Origin of the sequence: Agathobaculum sp. Marseille-P7918 (assembly GCF_900625105.1) — a bacterium.
Lineage (GTDB): Bacteria > Bacillota > Clostridia > Oscillospirales > Butyricicoccaceae > Agathobaculum.
In genome coordinates this window covers 110845-130034 of the sequence record NZ_UYYD01000003.1, presented here as the reverse complement: position 1 = coordinate 130034, position 19190 = coordinate 110845, and the positions used below count along the sequence as shown (strand labels likewise).

The following is a 19190-nucleotide window of genomic DNA, read 5'->3' as shown; positions in this document are numbered from 1 at the left end:
CACGCATGTCTGTGCGCTGCCGTGCAGCGCCCTCGCCCATTCGGCCAAATCTTATAGACGAATCAGACCGTATTTTTGTTCCAGATAATGTACCACTTCTTCCGGCTGCTCCCAAGTGCCGTCATACAGCGCAAGGCCGGGATAGACCCTTAGGCCCTGCTCGAGCAGCTCGGCCGACTCCGCGCACAGGCAAAGCGGCCGCGAGATCATATACCAGTATTCCTCCAGCGCGATCACATCATCCTCGGTTTCCAGCACGAGTTTGAGCGCGCCCGAATCATCCTCGGCCTCGATGAGCGCTTCCTCCAGCCGGGGGCCGCACTCGATCTCGTCCGAAATGTCGATCGTCGGGTCGATGAAATGCGCATTTTTGCCGTCCGGCGCCAGAATGAAGTCGTCATGGTCGCGTTCGACCACGGTGCCGCCCGTATGTGCGTCCAGCGCCTCGAGCAGACGCACGGTGTCATCATGCTCGGCCGCCAGAAAGATCTCGGTATTGTACAGCGTGGTCTGCGCACGCAGCCATGCGGAATGTACGCACACGCCCAGCGACAGCCGCGCATACGGCGCGGTCATATCGAGCGCTTCGGTGATCGACTGCGGATCGGGCGCGATCAGAATGACCGTGGTCACCCCGATGCGCTGCAGCACACCCACCGCCGCGCGCACATCCGTGCCGTCGGCCAAGCGGCCTTCGTCATCCTCGATGAGCAGCTCCGCAATCAGCGTGCGGCCGCACAGATCGCCCAGCGCCAGCACCGCTGCGCGCAGCGCGGCAAAGGTCGGCGCGCCGCGCAGATAGTAAAACGCGGCGTCATCATGCAGCTGCGGCCGGAACACCTGCTTGCACAGTTTGATGTACTGCATGGTGATCGGGCGCTCGCAGGTATCCGCATCCGGCACCGGCGGGCAGTCCAGCATCAGGCCGACCGGCAGCGGGTCCAGGCTTTGCGCCCAGGCCGCGCAGGTCTCCCCATCCGGTGCGATCGCGCCGGCAAAGCGTTCCGGCTGCTGCCGACAAAGCGGCAATGCCGCCGGGTCGGTCAGCAGGATCTGCGGTTTATGTTCGATCGGGCATAAAGGAATATCCAATTTCGTTCTTCCTCCCAAGAAGAATACCGGTTGTTAGTTTTTCTTCCAGCTGCCATCCGGCAGCGCAGTATATTGCTGCGGCTTGGCCGCCGCGAGCTTACAAATTTCCAGCGCTGTGTTCAGCTGTTCGTCCAGCTGGTAGGTCTGACCGTCCAGCGTCTGCATCGCTGCATCCAGCGCCTGCAGCATGGCGGGTGAAGCGTAAAGTTCCTCGTCCATCTCATAGCTTGCCAAGAACGACTGCACCGCAGTCATCACCGTGCTGTCAAAGGTATCGGTCGCCTCATCCAGCAGCCCCAGCAGCGCCAACCGTTCGGTCATCGCATAGACGGCATCCGACTGCTCGCCAAACAGGAGGGACGCCGACGTATCGAGCGGCGTAAGGCTTGCCGCATCGACCGTCACCGTGCGGTTGGACACCTGCAGGTCGGGTGTCAGGCCAACGCCTTCCCAGCAGCCCTGCTGCGGCAGTTCGAGCTCCAGCGTGGTGATGACCAGCTTGTCGCCGTTGACCAGATCGATGTGATACTGGCCCTGCCCCTTGCCGTACGTCTTTTCACCGATGAGCGTCGCCGTTCCGGTGTCCTGCAAGCTGCCGGCCAGCAGCTCCGCCGCCGAAGCCGTGCCGCCGTCCACCAGCACCACGATTTTATTGAGCGGCAGCCCGCCGCCGGTCGAGAAGGTCTGTTCCAGACCGCCCATATCCTGCCGCCACTGCACGCCGGCCAGATAAACGCCCTTGTCCTGCGTCATGGCATCGGCCATTTTGAGCGCCACGTCGATCACGCCGCCGCCGTTGCCGCGCAGGTCCAGAATGACCGCGCGCGTGTTCTTCTCATCCAGCCCATTCCAGATCTCCGAAAAGGCCGTCCAATCGTTTTCCGAACCCATCGCGCTGACCTTAATGTACTCCACGCCGTCGGCTACGGTCTGATTCGAGACATACACCTGATTGACCTGCCGCCGCATGCAGGTGACGGTCACTTCGCGTCCCTGCCGGCGCACGGTCAGGGTCACGCTCGTGCCTTCCTTGCCGCGCAGCTTTTCCGCCACGTCGGTGTTCGACCAGCCGGACGCGTCCTCACCATCGACCGCCACAATCACGTCGCCAATCTGCAAACCGGCTTCCTCCGCCGCCGAAAAGCGCATGACCTCGCTGATCTGCACGCCGCCTGCGGTTTCCTGCAGACCGACGCCGATGCCGACAAAGCCCTCGAGTGTGGCAAAGCCTTCCGAATATTCCTCACTCGACAGATACATGGAGTGCGTATCCAGCAGCGACAGAATGTCGTTGATGACGTTGTACATCTCCTCCGGATGTTCCTGCAAATACTTGTTGATGTAGTTTTGCAGGATGTATGGGTTGTCCTCCGCTTTCAGGCCGAACGCATCGATCAGCGCCCAAACGCCGTCAAACCAGGTTTCGCTCTGCCCGTCCTGTGTGATCGCACCGGCCGGCACGATCATCGCCGCAGACAGCGCCAGCGCTGCCAGTCTTTTTGCAATTTTTTTCATAGAAATCTCCATTTTCAGAGAACCAAACGCGCTTTCGCGCTCTCCAAACAGAAAATTCTTCAAAATAAAGAATTTTCATCAAAAGCATGCGCTTTGCCCATGCTTTTGATACCGCGACCCAGCCGCCTTGGGCGGCGTCCAGGGGGTATCAAAACCGGGTTTCTTCGGAACCCGGTTTTGTATATAGGGGGAATTGGATTCCCCCTATACGTTATCACATCGTTTCCGGTGCCTCCACGCCGATCAGGCCGAGCGCGTTGGCAATGGTCTGCCGCGCGGCAAGGCACAGCGTCAGACGTGCCGCGCACAGCTTTGCGTCGTCGCACTTGATGCGGCAGGCATTGTAGAAATGGTGGAACTGCTGCGCAAGCGCCACAGCATACTTGTTCAGACGCGACGGGTCGCGGCTGACAGCCGCCTGCACGATCTCCTCAGGGAACTGCGCGATCAGCTTGATAAGCTGACGCTCATCCGCGCCGGTCAGGACGGACAGGTCGGTACTCGCCGGGTCGGGCATAGGGATGCCGCCCTCAGTGCAGTTCTTGATGACCGAGCAGATACGCGCGTGCGCGTACTGCACATAGTACAGCGGGTTGTCCGAATCCTGCTTGACCGCAAGGTCGAGGTCGAACTCCATCTGGGTCTCGGCCGCACGGGAGTTGAAGAAAAAGCGCGCCGCATCGACCGGAATTTCGTCGAGCAGGTCGGTCAGGGTCAGACTCTTGCCCGTGCGCTTGGACATACGGACGACTTCGCCGCCCTGCATCATGCGCACCAGCTGCATGAGCACAATCTCGAGGCGGTGCGAGCCGTCCAGACCCAACGCGTCGAGTGCGCACTGCAAACGCTTGACATGGCCATGGTGGTCCGCGCCCCAGATGTTGATGACACGGTCAAAGCCGCGCTTTTCAAACTTGTTGCGGTGATACGCGATATCCGCCGCAAAATAGGTGTAAAAACCGTTGGCGCGGCGCAGAACGTCGTCCTTGTCGCAGCCAAAGGCGGTCGTGCGCAGCCAGAGCGCGCCGTCCTCGGTTTCGTAGGTGGCGCCCTTCTCGGTCAGCAGGTCCATGGTTTCCTTAATATAGCCGCTCTCGTGCAGCTGGCTCTCCGGGAACCAGACGTCATAGTGAATCTTATAGCGCTCCAGATCGCGCTTCATGCGCGCGATGTTGGTCGGCAGGCCGTAGCCTTCGATGATCGCAAAGCGCTCTTCCGGCGTTTTGTCCATCAGGCTGTCGCCGTACTGCTCGACCAGGTCATGCGCGAGCACCTTGATGTCGTCGCCCTGATACCACGAGGGGTCAAACTCGATCGCGTCCTCGCCGCGGATCTCCTGAATATAGCGGCCCTCGACCGAGTGCGCAAACTTATCGACCTGATTGCCCGCGTCGTTGATATAGAACTCACGCGTCACGTCGTTGCCCGACCAGTCCAAAACGGACGACAGGCAGTCGCCCAGCACGCCGCCGCGCGCGTTGCCCATGTGCATCGGACCGGTGGGGTTGGCGGACACAAACTCGACCATCACCTTTTCCGGGGTCTTGGTCTGGGTGCGGCCGTAATTGTCGCCCATCTCAAATACGCCCTTGACGGCCTTTTCATACCAGCTCTGGCCGAGCGTGAAGTTCATAAAACCGGGGCCAGCGATATCGACCGTGTCAAAGCAGCTGTCCGCGAGATCGAGGTTGGCCACGATCGCCTCGGCGATCTTGCGGGGCGCCATGCGCAGGGGCTTGGCGCACTGCATGGCAAAGGTGGAAGCCCAGTCGCCGTTGGAGGCGTCCTTCGGGGTTTCGACCGCAACGGGCGGGATATCGCCCTCGGGCAGCTGGCCCGCCGCCACTGCTTTATGGTAAGCCGCCTCGACCACGCGGGTGGCCTCGGCGCGCGCAAATTCATATGCGTTCATCTGTTCACTCTCCGTTTATTTTTCTCAAACCTGTGCCGGCTGGGTGGATACCACCATTTCAAAATGATGCTCGCCCATGAGCGAATGATCCACTTCCACCGTATAATCAATCACCAGTTCGCCGCCGTTTTCCCCCACGGTGTTGCGCACACGCGAGGTATGGGTGGAAACCGTCATTTCCGCGCCGACCGGTGTCTGATACAATCCAACATGCCGCTCATCCTCGGCAAACAGCATGTGCGAAGGAAATGCGCCCGTGCGGATGAGCGCGACCGTCTTGCCGTCCAGCTTGACCGTGGTCTTGGTGCCTTCCAGACCGGTCAGCTCGCTCTCCTCATAGGCGATGTAATATTTGCCGCCGCGCTCATAGAGCGTCGCCGCGGTCACCAAATCGATCCGCTCCTCATCGCAGTCGGCAAACTGCTGCTTGGAGGAAATCGAAAGCCAAACGTCCTTTTTCATAATACACTCCGTCCATGCCTGATATCAATAACTCGAAATATCGACCAATCCCGCGCCGACGTCCACTTGCTCCTGCAAAAACAGACCGGCCAGCTGGTCAAATCCGTCCGGGTCGTCCGAAACGAAATAGCGCGTCTCGCCCGGGCCTTCCGCCGGGTCAAACTGGGTCGAAGCGAGGTTGGCCGCCTCCGCGCCCGAGTCGATGAGCGTCACGTCCGGGCCCATAAAGTCCCCGATCACGTCCTCCAGCAGCGGATAGTGCGTGCAGCCCAGAATCAGCGTATCCACGCCCGCTTGTTTGAGCGGTGCGAGATACTCAGCCACCACGGTTTCGATCACCACGTCCCCGCGCTGCACGCGGCCGTTTTCCACGAGCGGCACAAACAGCGGGCACGCCTGCGTATACAGCGTCAGGCTGCCGTCCGCATGGTGCAGATAGCGCTCGTATGCGCCCGACCGCACGGTCGCGGCCGTACCGATCACGCCGACTTTGCCGTTCAGGGTCTGGGTCATCGCGCGGCGGCACGCGGGTTCGACCGTGCCGATGATCGGGATGTCGTTTTCCCGACTGAGCAGGTCAAGCGCCACCGACGAGACCGTGTTGCACGCGATGATGATGGCCTTGAGGTCGAACTGCCGCAGAAACGCGACGTCCTGCCGCGCGTATTTGATAATGGTATCCCGTCCGCGCGTACCGTAGGGCACGCGGCCGGTATCGCCGAAGTAAATGATGTCCTCGTCCGGCATGAGCGCGTGTAACCGCCGCACGGCGGTCAGGCCACCCAAACCGGAATCAAAAACGCCGATTGCACGGTTATCCATGATGCTCCTCCAGCGCCAGCTCGATCAGACGGTCGAGCAGGTCGGGATAGCGGATGCCCTCATAATCGAACAGCTTGGGATACATGCTGATCGAAGTGAAGCCCGGAATCGAGTTGAGTTCGTTGAACACCACTTCGCCGTCCTTGTGCGTGACAAAGAAGTCCACGCGGGACAGGCCGCGGCAGCCGAGCGCGGTGTAAACGCGCAGCGCATTCTGCCGCACGGTTTCCAGCTGCTCCTCGGTGATATGCGCCGGGATGTACAGCTTGGAGCTTTCATCCTTATATTTGGCGTCGAATGTATAAAATTCCTGCGTCGGCGCGATCTCGCCCACCGTGGACGCGACCGGACGCTGGTTGCCGAGCACCGCGCACTCGACTTCGTGCCCGTCGATGAATTCCTCGACCAGCACCTTGCTGTCCAGCTTGAACGCCTCGGTCAGACCCGCGGCCAGCTCAAGCAGATCGCCCGCCTTGGCAACGCCGACCGACGAACCCTGCGAGCAGGGCTTGACGAACACCGGGAACGAGCCGAGCGCCTCGGCCGCAGCGCGGACAACGCCTTCCGCGCTGCGCTCAAAGTCATGGCGCAGGGCAAGATAATATCTTGCCTGCCGCACGCCGGACGTCTCCACAATCGCCTTGGTGATCGACTTATCCATCGAGTTGGCGCTGGCCGCGACGCCGCAGCCGACATACGGGATGCCCGCCAGTTCCAAAAGGCCCTGCATCGTGCCGTCCTCGCCGCCGACGCCGTGCAGCACCGGGAACACGCAGTCCATCCGGACCGCTTCGGTTTTCCCCTCGTGCAGCAGAAGCAGCCCATGTACCCCGCGGTCCGGCGACAGCACCGCCGGCACCTTGTCCGCCATGCGCTCCCACGAACCGTTTTCGATGCGGTCCGCGTCGCAGGTCGGACAGTAATACCACTTGCCCTCCTGCGTAATGCCAACCGCGTAGATCTCATACTTGTTTTTGTCCAAATTGCGCAGAATGGACGCAGCGGACAAGCACGAAATATCGTGCTCACTCGAAATGCCGCCGAATAATACAGCCAGTTTCATATTTCCTCATTCGCCCCTTCTTGTGATTGCCTTCTACTCATACGGATAACATTATACGCCATTTGACGCGCAAATACAATGCGGAAACGCGCTTTTCCGCGCACCGTTCCTACAAAATTTACAATTCCTTCACACCTTTTTTTGAAATGCCAGTTGACACGCTATATTATATCTCATATAATATTGTTGCAAACACAAAAGAGAGGTGATTTCCCATGTCATATCCCATCGCCTCCTCCCTGCTCGACGGCATTGTGCTCGCGGTGGTCGAGCGGGAGAGCACCTACGGCTACCGCATCACGCAAGATGTGCAAAAAGTACTGGAAATTTCCGAATCAACGCTGTATCCCGTGCTGCGCCGCCTGCAAAAGGACGGCTGCCTGACTACCTACGACGAAGCCTATGCCGGACGCAACCGGCGATATTACAAAATCACCGAGCACGGCCGCGCCCGGCTGCGGCAGCACCGCATCGACTGGCAGAACTACCGCAACGGCATCGACGCGATCTTTTTTGGAGGGGATAGCCAATGAACAGAAGCGAATATATGGCTGCGCTGCGGCGGGCGCTTTCCGTCCTGCCCGAGGAGGAACGCGCCAGCGCCCTGCGCTATTATGAGGAATATTTTGACGACGCCGGACCGGAAAACGAGCAAAAGGTCATCGCCGATCTGGGCGCGCCCGAGCAGGTCGCCGCGCAGATCCTCGCGGATTACCGGGAGCTGACCGCTGTGCCGTCCGCTGCCGACGGTGCGGCGGCGCAAACGGCCAAACGCCGCTGGCGCGGCGTCAGCCCGTGGCTGCTGCTCGTGCTGGTGCTGCTGGCGATCCCGGTCGGCATCCCGCTCGCGGGCGCGCTGCTCGGCGTGATTGCCGCCGTGCTCGGCGTGCTGCTGTCGATCGTGCTGATCGCCGCGGCGTTCATCATCGTTGTGCCGCTCTGCCTGCTGGCCGCGGGCGTTGTGCTGTGCGGGTTTTCGTTTGTTCTGTGGGCCATGCCTGCCAGCGCGGTGATGACGCTCGGCTGCGGCCTTGCGCTGTTCGCGCTGGGCATTCTGGTGACCCTGCTCATGATCAAGCTGTGCGTCCTGTTTGTGCCGCCGCTGTTCCGTCTTTTGGTCGCGATCCTGCGCTGGCCGATCGACAAAATCCGCGGCCGCACCCGGAAAACCGGAGGTGAAGCGAAATGAAAAAACTGATTCTCGCCTGCTGCGCGGTCGTCGGGATCGGCGGCTGCATGATGCTGGGCGGCTGGGCCGCGGGCGGCCAGCTGTACGGCTCGTATTACAACGGCGCGCTGCATCCGGTCAGCGAAACGCTGCGCGCCGCGACCAACTTTGTGCAGGACCGTGTCTCCTACCATGTTTGGTGGGAAGATGGCGTCCGGCACGCCGGCTGGTTTGATGACGACACATTTTCCGACCAGATCGAGGCCGCAGTGAACGACAAGGTCGATGATGTCCTCAACGAGTTCGACACCGACTGGGTGGACGACTGGCTGGAAAAACGCCATGAGACGATCGCCAGCGATATCACCATCCCGCGCAGTATGGACGCCATCTCCGCGCTGAACTTTGATTTTTCCGGTGTTTCGGATGGCAGCAGCACGATCAACATCGTCAGCGATACCAGAACCTTTGACGTATCCGGCGCGGATATCGAAAGCAGTACAATCGACGGCAGCACCTGGTCGCTGACGCTCACGCCCAACGGCGCGGAGCAATGCGTGATTTATGTGCCGTATACCCTGTCCTATTCCCGCATATTCCTGAATGTGGGCGATCAGACGGTCGATATTTCCGGTTCCGGCGCCTTCGCCGCCGATCATCTGGAAATCCAGATCGCAGACGGCACGCTCAACGCGGAAAAGCTATGCAGCGACAAGTATACTATCACGGTGCAAAACGGAAAGTTCTCCGCGGATCAGCTGAAAATCGGTCAGATGAGCGAGGACGGCACGCTGGATATCTCGCTTGGCGACGGCAGCATCGCCGCGACTCTGGTCGGGGGATATACGGACCCATCCGTGCTGCGTTATCAAGTGGATGCGGCAGGCGGCACGATCCTGCTCAACGGCAAGGCCATCGCCGGCGGCAACGCAGGCGCGACCCACGCGTCCCAGCCCGGCAAGGAACACGGCTGCCCGCAGCTGCGCGCTGAGGTCAGCAGCGGCACGCTCGACCTGCTGCTGGAAGATACCAGCGGAGTGCCCATCGGTTTTTGACCCAACCGTCCCTTTGACCGGCTCCCCCTTGACGAACCTTCAAAAACAACGTATGATAGATGAAAAGGAGTTTTTACTATGAATGGCAAGAAATTGTACCGCAGTGAGTCCGACCGCATGCTGTGCGGCGTATGCGCGGGTATTGCCGAGTATTTCGGCCTTGACCCCACACTCATCCGCCTTGCCTGGGCATTTCTCTGCTGCTTCGGCGGCACCGGCATTTTAGCCTATATTCTCGCCGCCATCATCATCCCGACGCAGAGTTCTGTCCAGTAAAACCCCTCCCAAACGAGAGGATGTGCCCCCTATGAGCGAAAACCAGCAGCCGCTGACCGAAGAACAGGCCGAGCCAGTGCAGTCCGTCCCGGCAGAAGTGGAAACCGTTTTGGAAGAAAACGAAGCATCCGCGCTGACCGCGGAAACCGACGACAGCGAAGCCATCCAAGCCGCGGACGACGATACCGAGGCGCAGCCGGAAGAGACGGAAGAAGAGGAAGAGGACATCGATCCCGCCGACGTCAAGATCTTCGGCATGCCGCGTGTTGTCTTCCACTACACCGCTTTCGGCGTAGCGATCGGCTATATCCTGTCCGGCGTACTCGAAATGGCGCATTTCAATCCGCCGAACGCCACCATTCTGGCCATTGCGTTTGCCGTGGTCGGTTACATTATCGGCAGCCGGCTGTACAAAAAGCGCAAAGCCGAGCGCGACCGCGCGAAGGCCGATGCGGAAAACAATGCAGAATAACTCACAAAAAAGCAGCGGATCATGCGTCCGCTGCTTTTGTTTTGTGATATACTATGATTAACAATATTCTGATTCTCTGACGACAACAAGGAGTGTATGTCCCATGAAAACCGCCGTTGTCTATTTCACGCTCGGCGGCGCGACGCGGTCGTTCGCCCGCGCGGAAGCGAATGCACGCGGCGCCGACCTGCTGCAAGCCGTGCCGGTGAAAAAATATAACATGCTGACCGCCTTCACCCGCGGCTGTCCCGCTGCCATCCGCCAGAAGTGCGTGCCTCTGCAGCATTCCCTCGATCTGTCGGGTTACGACCGCATCGTGCTGATGGCGCCGGTCTGGGCCGGCTTCCCCGCCCCGCCGTTCAATACTGTGGTCCATCTGCTGCCCGCCGGCAAAGAGGTGGAGGTTCTGCTGGTCTCCGCCAGCGGCAGCAGCGACAAAAGCCACGACAAAGTGCGCGCCCTGATCGCCAGCCAAGGCTGCAAGGTCGTCGCCCAGCGGGATATCCGCTCGCACCAATGAACAATTACACCTATATCCTGCGCTGCGCGGATGATACGCTGTACTGCGGTTGGACCAACGACCTGACCGCCCGTCTGGCCGCGCACAACAGTGGAAAGGGCGCAAAATACACCCGCGGGCGCGGCCCGGTCACACTGGTATACAGCGAAACCTTCCCGACGCAAAGCGAAGCCATGCAGCGGGAAGCCGCCATCAAAAAGCTCAGCCGCGTGCAAAAGCAGGCACTGATCAACGCACAGAGCAGCGGCGAGCTGCTCACGGTATATGATGCAGACGGCCGCCCCTGCGGCGAGCGCCCGCGCGCGGTTGTCCATGCCCAGGGGCTGTTTCACCATGTCTGCCACCTGTGGACGGTCGGCGTCCGGGACGGAATCCCTGGTCTGTGGTTACAGCAGCGCCAGTTTGACCGCCCGCTCTACCCCGGCGGTTTTGACCTGTCCGCCACCGGCCACATCGATCCCGGCGAAACACCCGAAACCGCCATGCTGCGCGAAGCGCGCGAGGAAAGCGGCCTGCTTTTGCGGCCGGACGAAATCCTTCCGGCGGGCAGCTATCGCCAGCAGTATGCGCGCGGCGAAGACGGCGGCTTTGACGACGAGCTTGCCTTCGCTTTTCTCGCCCGCATCGACGGCATTCCGCCGTTTGCCCCCGGCAGCGAGGTCGCGGACATGGTGTTTGTCACGCTTTCGGATTTTGCCGCCGCGCACAATGAGGCGCGCGATCTGCCCGCCCGCCGCATGGACGGCAGCGCACGCACCGTCCCGCACGCCAGCTTGTGCTGTCTGCACCAAACCGAATGGGAGGGCGTGCGGTCTCTGCTCACACAGCAATTCGCCTGAGCGCCGATTTTGTCACAAAAATGCCGCCGCACGGTCGTTTCCGACCGCACGGCGGCTGTTTTTTACCTGACAAGCCCAGCTGCTCGTCTTACGGCCGGGTGCGCATGATGGTGAAGTGAAACAGGTCGCTGCGCAGGTAATCCAGAGAATACAGCAACGGATTGCCGCGCGAATCATAGTGATACTGCCGGAAGCCAAACGCTTCGCGGCCCTGCGGCAGCCGCAGCAGCGCCCGCAGCGGATCGTCCTGCGGCGGGATGAACAATTCGGTCAGCGCGCGGCTGATGCGGATGCCATGCGCCCGCTCGAGATACGCGAAAATCGAGGGCGGGATCTGCTCGCGCAGCTCCTGCGCATACTTGAGCGGCAGATAACTCCGGCTGGCCGAAATGATGCCGCAATCCGCGTGGCGCACCCGCTGAAGGATGAAAAATTCCTCATCCACTGGCGCTTCGAAAAAGCGGGTGACGTCCGCCGGCGCGCGGCCGACCGCCCCTTCCACATGCGACTCATTCTCATGGATGCCCGCCGCCGCGATCATTTTGGTCATGCTTTGCAGCTGGGCCAGATCATTGGCAATGCGGCGCGGCCGCTCGAGCAGATAGGTGCCCGAACCGTGCTTGGAAACCAGCAGCCCATCGCTGCGCAGCAGACTCAGCGCCTTGCGCCAGGTTTCCCGGCTCACGCCCAGCCGCTCCGCCATATGGACCTCGGACGGCAGCTTGCCGCCCGGTTCAAATTCCCCCGCTTGATACAAGGCCAAAAAAGCCTCTTTTGCGCGTAAGGCAGAAGATTTTTGCTGCATGTATGGTTCCTCCCCCTGTCGCACGCATTGCCCAGACAAAACCGCGCCGTTTTTTGGATATGTACTATTATATATGATTTTGACAAAAGTGCAAGCCGCCCATTGTGAGCACCCAGTTTTTTACTGTTCATATTGGATAAGTTTGTTCCTCAAAAAACGTCGTTTCGACAAATTTTTATGAGAGGTATTTACAACTTTGTGGGCTTATGCTATAAAGAGAATGTAGGTTGTCTATACCACTTAATGAGGGATGAAAGGAGAAATCTTATGGTATCAGGACAATATGCGGTACTTTTTGTCATAGGCTTTTTTGTATACATCGCACTGATGATACTCATTGCCTATCTGACCAGCAAAAAGGGCAGCACACAAGGCGAAGACTACTTGATGGGCGGCCGAAATGTTGGCCTGCTTCTGCTGATCTGCACTGCGGCGGCAACAGCAGTCGGCACGGGCACTTCGGTCGGCGCCACGGCAAACGGCTTCCGCGACGGCTGGCTGGGCGCGGTGTATCCGCTGGCCAACGCAATCGGTCTGGTGACCGTTGCATTCTGCTTCTCGCACGTTCGCAAGCATAAGTTCCGTACGCTCTGCGAAGAGCTGCAGTTCTACTACGACGGCAGCCCGTACATGCGCAAATTCATGTCGGTCGTCATCTTCATCGTTTCGATCGTATGGGTCGGCAGCGCCATCAACGGCGGCGCCAACTATCTGGCATACCTGATCGGCATGGACATGATCCCGGCAAAAATCATCACCGTTCTGGCCTTCGGCGTTTACGTTTTCGTCGGCGGCTACATGGCCGTTGTCTGGACGGATGCCATTCAGGCAGTGCTGCTGTTCGGCGGCTTCGTTCTGATCGCCATTCTGGCGATTCCGGCCGCAGGCGGCTTCGACAACATCCGTGCTGCGTATGAAGCAGCAGGCAACCCGGGTGCGATGACCGCGTTCGGTCTGGGCTCCAAGGGTGTGCTCGGCGTGCTGGCCGTGGCGCTCGCTTCCTATTACGGCGCAATGGCAGGCCCGACCGCACACATGCGTGTCTACACCGCCAAGACCCCTGCGACGGCCCGTAAGGCCATCCTGATCGCGGCGGCAGTCGTTGGCTGCTTCTCGATCCTGCCGGCCATCGTCGGCATGTCCGGCTTCACCATCGCCACCAACACCGGCGCGGAAAGCGTTCTGGCCAACCCGGACTTCACCTTCGCTTACATGGCGACCACGGTATTCCCGCCCGCCATCGGTCTGGTCTGCCTGATCGCCGGCCTGTCCGCCATCATGTCCTCGGCAGACTCGGACGCCATCGCGGGCGTTACCACCTTCCTGACCGACGTGTATGCCCTGATCTTCAAAAAGCCGGTTGAGGACAAGGATATCCCGAAGTATTCCCGTATCATTCTGGTCATCATGCTGGTTGGCGCGTTCGGCATGACCATCTTCGCCAACGACATCATGAGCTACATCAACAACGTTATCGGCTCGTTCACGCCCGGCATGGCGGTCGCGCTGCTGGTCGGCCGCTTCTGGAAGCGTGCAACCTGGCAGGGCGGCGTTGCCACCATGGCAAGCGGCATCGTATTCGGCGTGATCTATCTGGTTTACCAGCCGTTCAACGCCTGGATCACCGACACCTTCGCCGGCCCGGCGCTTCCGGTAACGATCGTGACCTTTATCTTCTGCATCGTTGTCAGCCTGATCACCCCGCCCTCCACGCACACCGAGGAGGAGCGCGTGGCGCTGGTCATGGCTGAACGCAATCAGGAAAAGACCGCATCGGTCCGCTAATCAAAGAATCACATGGGTGGTCCGGCAACCGGGCCGCCCATGTGTCTGTTTTCCACGGAGGAACATTATGGAACTGTACTTTTTAAGCGTCGGTTACGGCGAGGCGATCGTCCTTCTCGACGGGGCGCACTGTCTGGTCATCGACGGCGGCCCGGGCAGCAGCGATGCGGCCTATGACCAGCCCGGCACCATCCGTCTGGCGGACTTTCTGCATCAGAAGGGCGTGCGACAGATTGACTGCATGATCTGCACCCACCTGCACAACGACCATCTGAGCGGTCTGGTGGAGGCGGCGGAGCAATTCCCCATCGGCGCATTCTGGGTCAACTGCTGGCCGCGAACCAGCGCGGAGCGCGCCATTGCCGCGGCGCTGCCCGAATGCCCGGACGACCTGAGCCTCAGGCTGTTCACCACCGGTTTGCAGCATTTGGAGCAGCTGCGGCAGATCCTTGCCGCGCGCGGCGTGCCCGTGCGCGAACGCGCCGCGACAAACGCTTACGAACCCCTGTGGCCGGGCTGCGAAATCCGCCTGTTCGGCATGGATGCAGCGCAGATCGAGCGTCGCCGCACGGAGTACGAGGCGTTCTGCCGCATGGACGCCCCCGCCGCCCAGCGCGATGCGATGCGCGCGTTTGACAAGGTGGAAAACACCTGCAGTCTCGCGTGCAGCCTGCAATGCGGCGACTGGCGCGCCATGCTGACCGGCGATCTGTGCAGCGGCTGGGATGCGCGCTGCGCCGCCGCGGATTTTCCGCGCGCACAGGTGCTCAAGCTGACCCACCACGGCCAGAAAGACGGCATGCCGCAAAGTCTGGTCGATGCCTGCGACCCGCAGGTGTTCCTCATGTGCGCGGACGAGGCGCGCACCTTTACCAGCGCCTGCGATGAAGTGCAGGCACGCGCAGCGCAATATCTGACCGAGCGCGGCCGACCGGTACAGGTCTACACCACCGGCCTGTTGGCACAGGCGTTCGGCACGCAGGATGGCAAACTGCCCTGCGCGCTGTGCTGCTTTGCCGAAACGCCCGCGCGCTGCACCCCGTATTATGCAAAGGAGGGACCAACCGATGGTACTGTTTGAGCAGGATTACTGCTGGTCGCCGCAGGACGCGCAGCACGATGTGCCGTTTGCCTTCACCTGTCCGGACGGCACAGCGGAAATCCGTCTGTATTTCACCTTTTCCCCCGGCAAGGAAACGGCGGACGAAATCTGCCGTCCGGCGGTTGAAAAAGCGCTTACGCGCTACTATGACTGCTATCCGCGCGAATTGCAGCCCATGCAGGCCGACCGGTTTCTGCCGGTCAAAAACCTGATCACGATCTCGCTGGACAAGGACGGGCAGTATGTCGGAAACGCCCACCGCTGGGACACCGATCAGGAGCACATCCTGACCACCACGTCCGCGTCCCGCGGCTTTACGCCGCCCGACCGGCTGGACGGACCGTGGTCCGGCATGCTGCATTTGCACGAAATTATTTCGCCCGTGTGCCGCGGCACACTGCGCATCGAAGGGAGGCTGCACGATGAAGTGGTATCCGGTTGAACTGCACACCCACACCGAACACAGCGACGGCGATTTCACGGTCTCCGGTCTGGTGCAGGCAGCGCACAACCGCGGGTTTGCCGCCGTGGCGCTGACCGACCACAACACCGCCTCCGGCCTGCGCGAGTTTTATCCCGCGCTCGAGCGTGAGGGGCTTGTCGGCGTGGCCGGCATCGAATGGACGACGTATTTCGGCCATATGCTGGTACTGGGCGAGCAAGGCTACACCGACTGGCGCGGCGTGCGGCCGCCCGAAATTGATGCGGCGATCGCATCCGTTCACAAAAACGGCGGCATCGTCGGCATCGCGCACCCGTTTGCACTGTCCAATCCGGTCAACACCGGCTATCATTGGGAGTTTCAGGTGGCCGACTGGACCGCGGTCGATTACCTCGAAGTCTGGTCGCGCGACGATGCGCCGCGCAAGATCCAAAGTCTGCGCGCCTTCGCGCTGTGGGAGCAGCTGCTCGACCGCGGCTGCCGTCTGACCGCCACCAGCGGCCGCGACTGGCACCGCGAGGACACCTTCGCCTACGCGCACACCTATGTGGGCACGGACGCGCCGCTGTCGCAGCAATCCATCATGGATGCAATCCGCGGCGGCCGGGTCTGCCTTGCGGCCGGCCCGCTGCTGACCATGCGCGGCACGGATGCGGACGGACGCGCATGGGAAATCGGCGACGAAGTGGCATCCGGCGAGCTGGAAATTGAACTGACGGTCGATCCAGACACCCTGCCAAACGACTGGGACCGCAGTCAGGTGCAGATGCAGGAACTCCGTCTGGTGCAAAACGGCCGCGTGCTCGCGGTCTGCCCCGTGCAGCCGCACCAGCGCCTGCACCTGTCCGCCGCGCCGGGCTGGCTGCGTGCCGATCTGATCGGCACCTATTACGGCCGCACCGGCCAACATATCGCGTTTACCAATCCGCTTTTTATCCACAAAAGGGGGTAAACGGCATGGATCATCTTATCCTGCTGGGCAATACCGCGCTTCGACTGTTGCTTGCGCTGTGCATTGGCGGAGGCATCGGCTGGGAGCGCGCCCGCGCACACCATCCCGCCGGCGTGCGCACCCATATGCTGGTCACCATCGGCGCCGCCGTGGTCATGCTGCTGGGCGGACAGACGGTGGGCGAGTTTGTCGGCACAGCAAACTCCGATCCCGCCCGCCTGGGTGCGCAAGTCATTTCCGGCATCGGTTTTCTCGGCGCCGGCACCATTATGAAGGAAGGCCGCTCGGTACGCGGCCTGACCACCGCCGCCACCCTTTGGGTGTCGGCCTGTCTGGGCCTTGCCGTCGGTGCAGGACAATATATCGTATCCCTCAGCGGCTTTGCCGTGGCGATGATCGCACTGCGCATGTTCAAATTCCCGCGCTTTGAGATTTCGTTCCTATACGGCCGCCAAGACGACTGCCTGCAAACCATTTGTCAGGCGCTCGAACTGCAGCAGGCCAACATCAGCAACTTTTCCAGCCGCGCCGTTGACGAAGAACATATCCGCGTGCGCTTCGAGCTGTACCTCGGCGTGCAGCAGCGCAGCATCTCCACTTCAGACATGCTGTTCCGGCTGTCCCAGATTCCCCACGTTTCCTGCATCAACATCGACGCGCTGTGAAACATCTCACATTCCAATAACGACACGATCCCCGTCGAACCGGCGGCACAACCTGCCGGTTCGACGGGGATCGTTTGCTCCTATGCAGTTTTTCAAGCGGATTTTGTGAGATCCGCCGCATCCTTGCGCGAAAAGCGCACCAGTCCGGTGCGGTCCAGCGCGACCATCAGCGCCGGGATGAAAATCAGCTGCAGCACGATACCCGGAATCGCGGTCAGCAGCGCGCCGCTCAGGAACAGCTGCCAGGTGAACGCCTGTCCGGACAGGCCCAGCAAGACGACCTCGGCCACGCCCCAGACGATGCGGCCGAGCACCATCGCCGCGAGCAGCGAACGATACAGCGCGATGATGCACTTCCAGGGCGAGCGCGCATACAGAAAGCCGACGACCAAGCCATAGGTTGCCAGTTCAAATGCCATGGCAACGCCGGTCGGGAAGATCGGCGGCATGCCGAACAGCACATAGCGCAAAAGCGGCAGGACAAAGCCGATGGCCGCACCATACTGCCAGCCGCAGATCAAACCGCAGAGCAGCACCGGAATGTGCATCGGCAGCAGCATGTTGCCGATCTGCGGAATCTGTCCGGTAAAAAACGGGAGAATCAGTCCCAGCGCCAGAAACAGCGCCGCCAGGACCAGTTGATGGATGGATTTTCGCATGATGTAACGCTCCTTACAAAAGTCTTTGCGCGCCGGTTTCTTCTGAAACGGCATAGCCTTCCTGGCTTTTTTCGGAGGTGCCAAGGGAAAAAGCTGTCTTCCTGACAGCAATATCGCATTTATTTGGAAAGCGAATCCGTCGATTCGCAGAAAAAGCAAGTGGTGTCCACAAGGATCGGATGCGTATCCAGCAGACGGCACCGCGCATAATACAGCTCCTCCATCGGGATCCAAACCTGCCGGAACATGTCGTAATGCTCGCCCTCGCGCGCTTGCAGCCGCGCTTGCTGCACCGTGTCCGAGCAGGTCAGAAAAATCCGCATGTCGTATGCGCCGTTCAGAGCAGGGTGCAGCGAATAACTGCCTTCTACGACAGTGAGCGGCGCCGGCGGCACGGTCTGCGGCTCGCCGAGGCGCTGCGCGGCACAGTCAAAGATACGCTGGCGCACGGTCTCGCCCCGCTGCGCAGGCAGCAAAACTTCGGTCCGCAGCCGTTCCAGATCCATATTGCCGGCCGGACGCTGCCGCCAGTCCGCCGGACGCTGCGCGACCGGCAGGTAATAGTGATCGGTATGAAACACACGGCATGGGAACTGTGTTTGCAGCAACGCCGAAAGCTGGGTCTTTCCACTGCCGCAGCGACCGTCGATCGCGATCAGCAGCGGCTGTTTTTGCCGCATTTGCGCTTCGATTTGCAGCAAAAGCGGGCCATATCCGGCAACCTCGCGCCGCCGCAGCGCCTGATCCGCTCCGCTCATTCCGCCACGACCCGCAGCAGCATCTGCACCGCGCGGCGCAGGTATTCCTCCAGCCGGCAATCCTCCGTGCCCGCCACCAGAATGCCGCAGGCCGAGGACGGGATCAGAATTTTTTGCGCCTCCGCGCCCGAAATGGCTTGCGCCATTTTGGGAGACACCTCCCCCAATATCCCGTTGGCCGCGACGATCCCGATCGGCCCGAGAATGACGTCCGCGCGCGCGGCGTTGAACAAAACCGCGTTCTCCCCTGTTGCCCCGCGGCTTGCCCCCGCCTTGAGCATCGCGCTCGTCGCCAGTGAATTGGTGCCGACGCAGATCAGTTCACAATACGCCGGCAGGACCGGCCGCAGCAGTTTGACCAGCTGGCCGCCGATGCCGCCGCCCTGTCCGTCCACCACCAGCACGCGGCAGACATTCGCCTGTTTTTTCATCTTCAAAACCCCTTATGCGCTGTAAAACAGCGAAACCACTTGTCGTCCTGTATGCAGTATACCATATTCCGGCATCAAACCAAAGCGGTATGCCGCCGGGCACCCGCACCGCCTCAAGCAGAAAAAAACGGTGCAATCCCACGATTGCACCGTTTTCACTTGTCGCAGTCCGCTCACCGGCTGAGCATGCCGAGCACGATATTGACGCCCAGACATACCGCCGCCGCGATCGCGCAAATCATCGCGCTTCGCTGACATGCCTTCGCTTTGGGATCGTCTTGTTTGTCCTCTCCCTCCGCGCGGCCGCAAATCATGCCGTACCGCACCTGCTGCAAAATCGTCAGTGCCGCGAGAACCGCAAACACCAGCAGCAGCGCGCGCTGTACCGTTGCCAT

At 60.8% G+C, this 19190-nt stretch carries 23 protein-coding genes; 12 read left to right on the top strand and 11 right to left on the bottom strand.

Going from position 1 to position 19190, the window contains the following annotated elements; translation table 11 throughout:
* Positions 1–51: 51 nt before the first annotated feature.
* The 6 genes from EJL02_RS06785 to EJL02_RS06760 form a co-directional block, all read right to left on the bottom strand.
* Positions 52–1092, bottom strand: a complete 1041-nt coding sequence (locus EJL02_RS06785) for a hypothetical protein (RefSeq protein ID WP_125115666.1) — start codon at positions 1090–1092, stop codon at positions 52–54.
* 33 nt (positions 1093–1125) lie between these two features.
* Positions 1126–2607, bottom strand: coding sequence for a S41 family peptidase (locus EJL02_RS06780; protein WP_164510328.1), 1482 nt, complete (start codon positions 2605–2607; stop codon positions 1126–1128).
* A gap of 214 nt (positions 2608–2821) precedes the next feature.
* Positions 2822–4519 (bottom strand): arginine--tRNA ligase, encoded by a 1698-nt coding sequence (gene argS, locus EJL02_RS06775; RefSeq protein ID WP_125115664.1) that lies wholly within the window; start codon positions 4517–4519, stop codon positions 2822–2824.
* A 24-nt stretch (positions 4520–4543) separates the two neighbouring features.
* Positions 4544–4981, bottom strand: a complete 438-nt coding sequence (locus EJL02_RS06770; protein WP_125115663.1) for a DUF1934 domain-containing protein — start codon at positions 4979–4981, stop codon at positions 4544–4546.
* 24 nt (positions 4982–5005) lie between these two features.
* On the bottom strand, positions 5006–5803 hold the full coding sequence (gene murI / locus EJL02_RS06765) for a glutamate racemase (protein WP_125115662.1): 798 nt from the start codon (positions 5801–5803) through the stop codon (positions 5006–5008).
* Positions 5796–6866: a D-alanine--D-alanine ligase family protein gene (locus EJL02_RS06760; RefSeq protein WP_125115661.1), complete on the bottom strand. Its 1071-nt coding sequence runs from the start codon at positions 6864–6866 to the stop codon at positions 5796–5798. The genes murI and EJL02_RS06760 overlap by 8 nt, the downstream gene beginning before the upstream one ends.
* A 215-nt stretch (positions 6867–7081) precedes the next feature.
* On the opposite strand from EJL02_RS06760, the gene EJL02_RS06755 reads away from it, so the two are divergent.
* From EJL02_RS06755 to EJL02_RS06725, 7 genes are all read left to right on the top strand, one after another.
* Positions 7082–7399 carry a PadR family transcriptional regulator gene (locus tag EJL02_RS06755; RefSeq protein WP_125115660.1) on the top strand — a complete coding sequence of 106 codons (318 nt, stop codon included), beginning with the start codon at positions 7082–7084 and terminating at the stop codon, positions 7397–7399.
* A complete protein-coding gene (locus EJL02_RS06750) occupies positions 7396–8055 on the top strand; it encodes a DUF1700 domain-containing protein (RefSeq protein WP_125115659.1) in 660 nt (219 codons plus the stop codon). Before EJL02_RS06755 ends, EJL02_RS06750 begins: the two co-directional genes overlap by 4 nt.
* Entirely contained in the window at positions 8052–9089 is a 1038-nt protein-coding gene (locus EJL02_RS06745) for a DUF4097 family beta strand repeat-containing protein (RefSeq protein ID WP_125115658.1), read from the top strand. Before EJL02_RS06750 ends, EJL02_RS06745 begins: the two co-directional genes overlap by 4 nt.
* Before the next feature lie 78 nt (positions 9090–9167).
* A complete protein-coding gene (locus EJL02_RS06740; RefSeq protein ID WP_125115657.1) occupies positions 9168–9365 on the top strand; it encodes a PspC domain-containing protein in 198 nt (65 codons plus the stop codon).
* A gap of 31 nt (positions 9366–9396) precedes the next feature.
* Complete coding sequence (locus EJL02_RS06735) at positions 9397–9837, top strand: hypothetical protein (protein WP_125115656.1); 441 nt, start codon at positions 9397–9399, stop codon at positions 9835–9837.
* Between the two features lie 103 nt (positions 9838–9940).
* Entirely contained in the window at positions 9941–10357 is a 417-nt protein-coding gene (locus EJL02_RS06730; RefSeq protein WP_125115655.1) for a hypothetical protein, read from the top strand.
* The gene (locus EJL02_RS06725; protein ID WP_125115654.1) at positions 10354–11196 is read left to right on the top strand and encodes a GIY-YIG nuclease family protein; all 843 of its coding nucleotides are present in this window, start codon (positions 10354–10356) and stop codon (positions 11194–11196) included. Before EJL02_RS06730 ends, EJL02_RS06725 begins: the two co-directional genes overlap by 4 nt.
* A gap of 88 nt (positions 11197–11284) precedes the next feature.
* On the opposite strand, the gene EJL02_RS06720 is transcribed toward EJL02_RS06725, so the two are convergent.
* Entirely contained in the window at positions 11285–11959 is a 675-nt protein-coding gene (locus EJL02_RS06720) for a GntR family transcriptional regulator (protein WP_164510327.1), read from the bottom strand.
* A 309-nt stretch (positions 11960–12268) separates the two neighbouring features.
* Here EJL02_RS06720 and EJL02_RS06715 point away from each other — a divergent pair, with 309 nt between their 5' ends.
* From EJL02_RS06715 to EJL02_RS06695, 5 genes are all read left to right on the top strand, one after another.
* Entirely contained in the window at positions 12269–13786 is a 1518-nt protein-coding gene (locus EJL02_RS06715) for a sodium:solute symporter family protein (RefSeq protein ID WP_164510326.1), read from the top strand.
* A 67-nt stretch (positions 13787–13853) separates the two neighbouring features.
* Entirely contained in the window at positions 13854–14867 is a 1014-nt protein-coding gene (locus EJL02_RS06710; protein ID WP_125115651.1) for a ComEC/Rec2 family competence protein, read from the top strand.
* On the top strand, positions 14854–15330 hold the full coding sequence (locus tag EJL02_RS06705) for a hypothetical protein (protein ID WP_125115650.1): 477 nt from the start codon (positions 14854–14856) through the stop codon (positions 15328–15330). The genes EJL02_RS06710 and EJL02_RS06705 overlap by 14 nt, the downstream gene beginning before the upstream one ends.
* On the top strand, positions 15311–16282 hold the full coding sequence (locus EJL02_RS06700; protein WP_125115649.1) for a CehA/McbA family metallohydrolase: 972 nt from the start codon (positions 15311–15313) through the stop codon (positions 16280–16282). Before EJL02_RS06705 ends, EJL02_RS06700 begins: the two co-directional genes overlap by 20 nt.
* A gap of 5 nt (positions 16283–16287) precedes the next feature.
* Positions 16288–16947, top strand: a complete 660-nt coding sequence (locus EJL02_RS06695) for an MgtC/SapB family protein (protein WP_125115648.1) — start codon at positions 16288–16290, stop codon at positions 16945–16947.
* Between the two features lie 92 nt (positions 16948–17039).
* Here the strand turns inward: EJL02_RS06695 and EJL02_RS06690 are convergent, their stop codons facing one another.
* From EJL02_RS06690 to EJL02_RS06675, 4 genes are all read right to left on the bottom strand, one after another.
* Positions 17040–17606, bottom strand: a complete 567-nt coding sequence (locus tag EJL02_RS06690; RefSeq protein WP_125115647.1) for an ECF transporter S component — start codon at positions 17604–17606, stop codon at positions 17040–17042.
* 119 nt (positions 17607–17725) lie between these two features.
* Positions 17726–18364, bottom strand: coding sequence for a uridine kinase family protein (locus EJL02_RS06685; RefSeq protein ID WP_125115646.1), 639 nt, complete (start codon positions 18362–18364; stop codon positions 17726–17728).
* Positions 18361–18795, bottom strand: a complete 435-nt coding sequence (locus EJL02_RS06680; protein WP_125115645.1) for a DUF3842 family protein — start codon at positions 18793–18795, stop codon at positions 18361–18363. The genes EJL02_RS06685 and EJL02_RS06680 overlap by 4 nt, the downstream gene beginning before the upstream one ends.
* A gap of 173 nt (positions 18796–18968) precedes the next feature.
* Positions 18969–19190, bottom strand: coding sequence for a hypothetical protein (locus EJL02_RS06675; protein WP_125115644.1), 222 nt, complete (start codon positions 19188–19190; stop codon positions 18969–18971).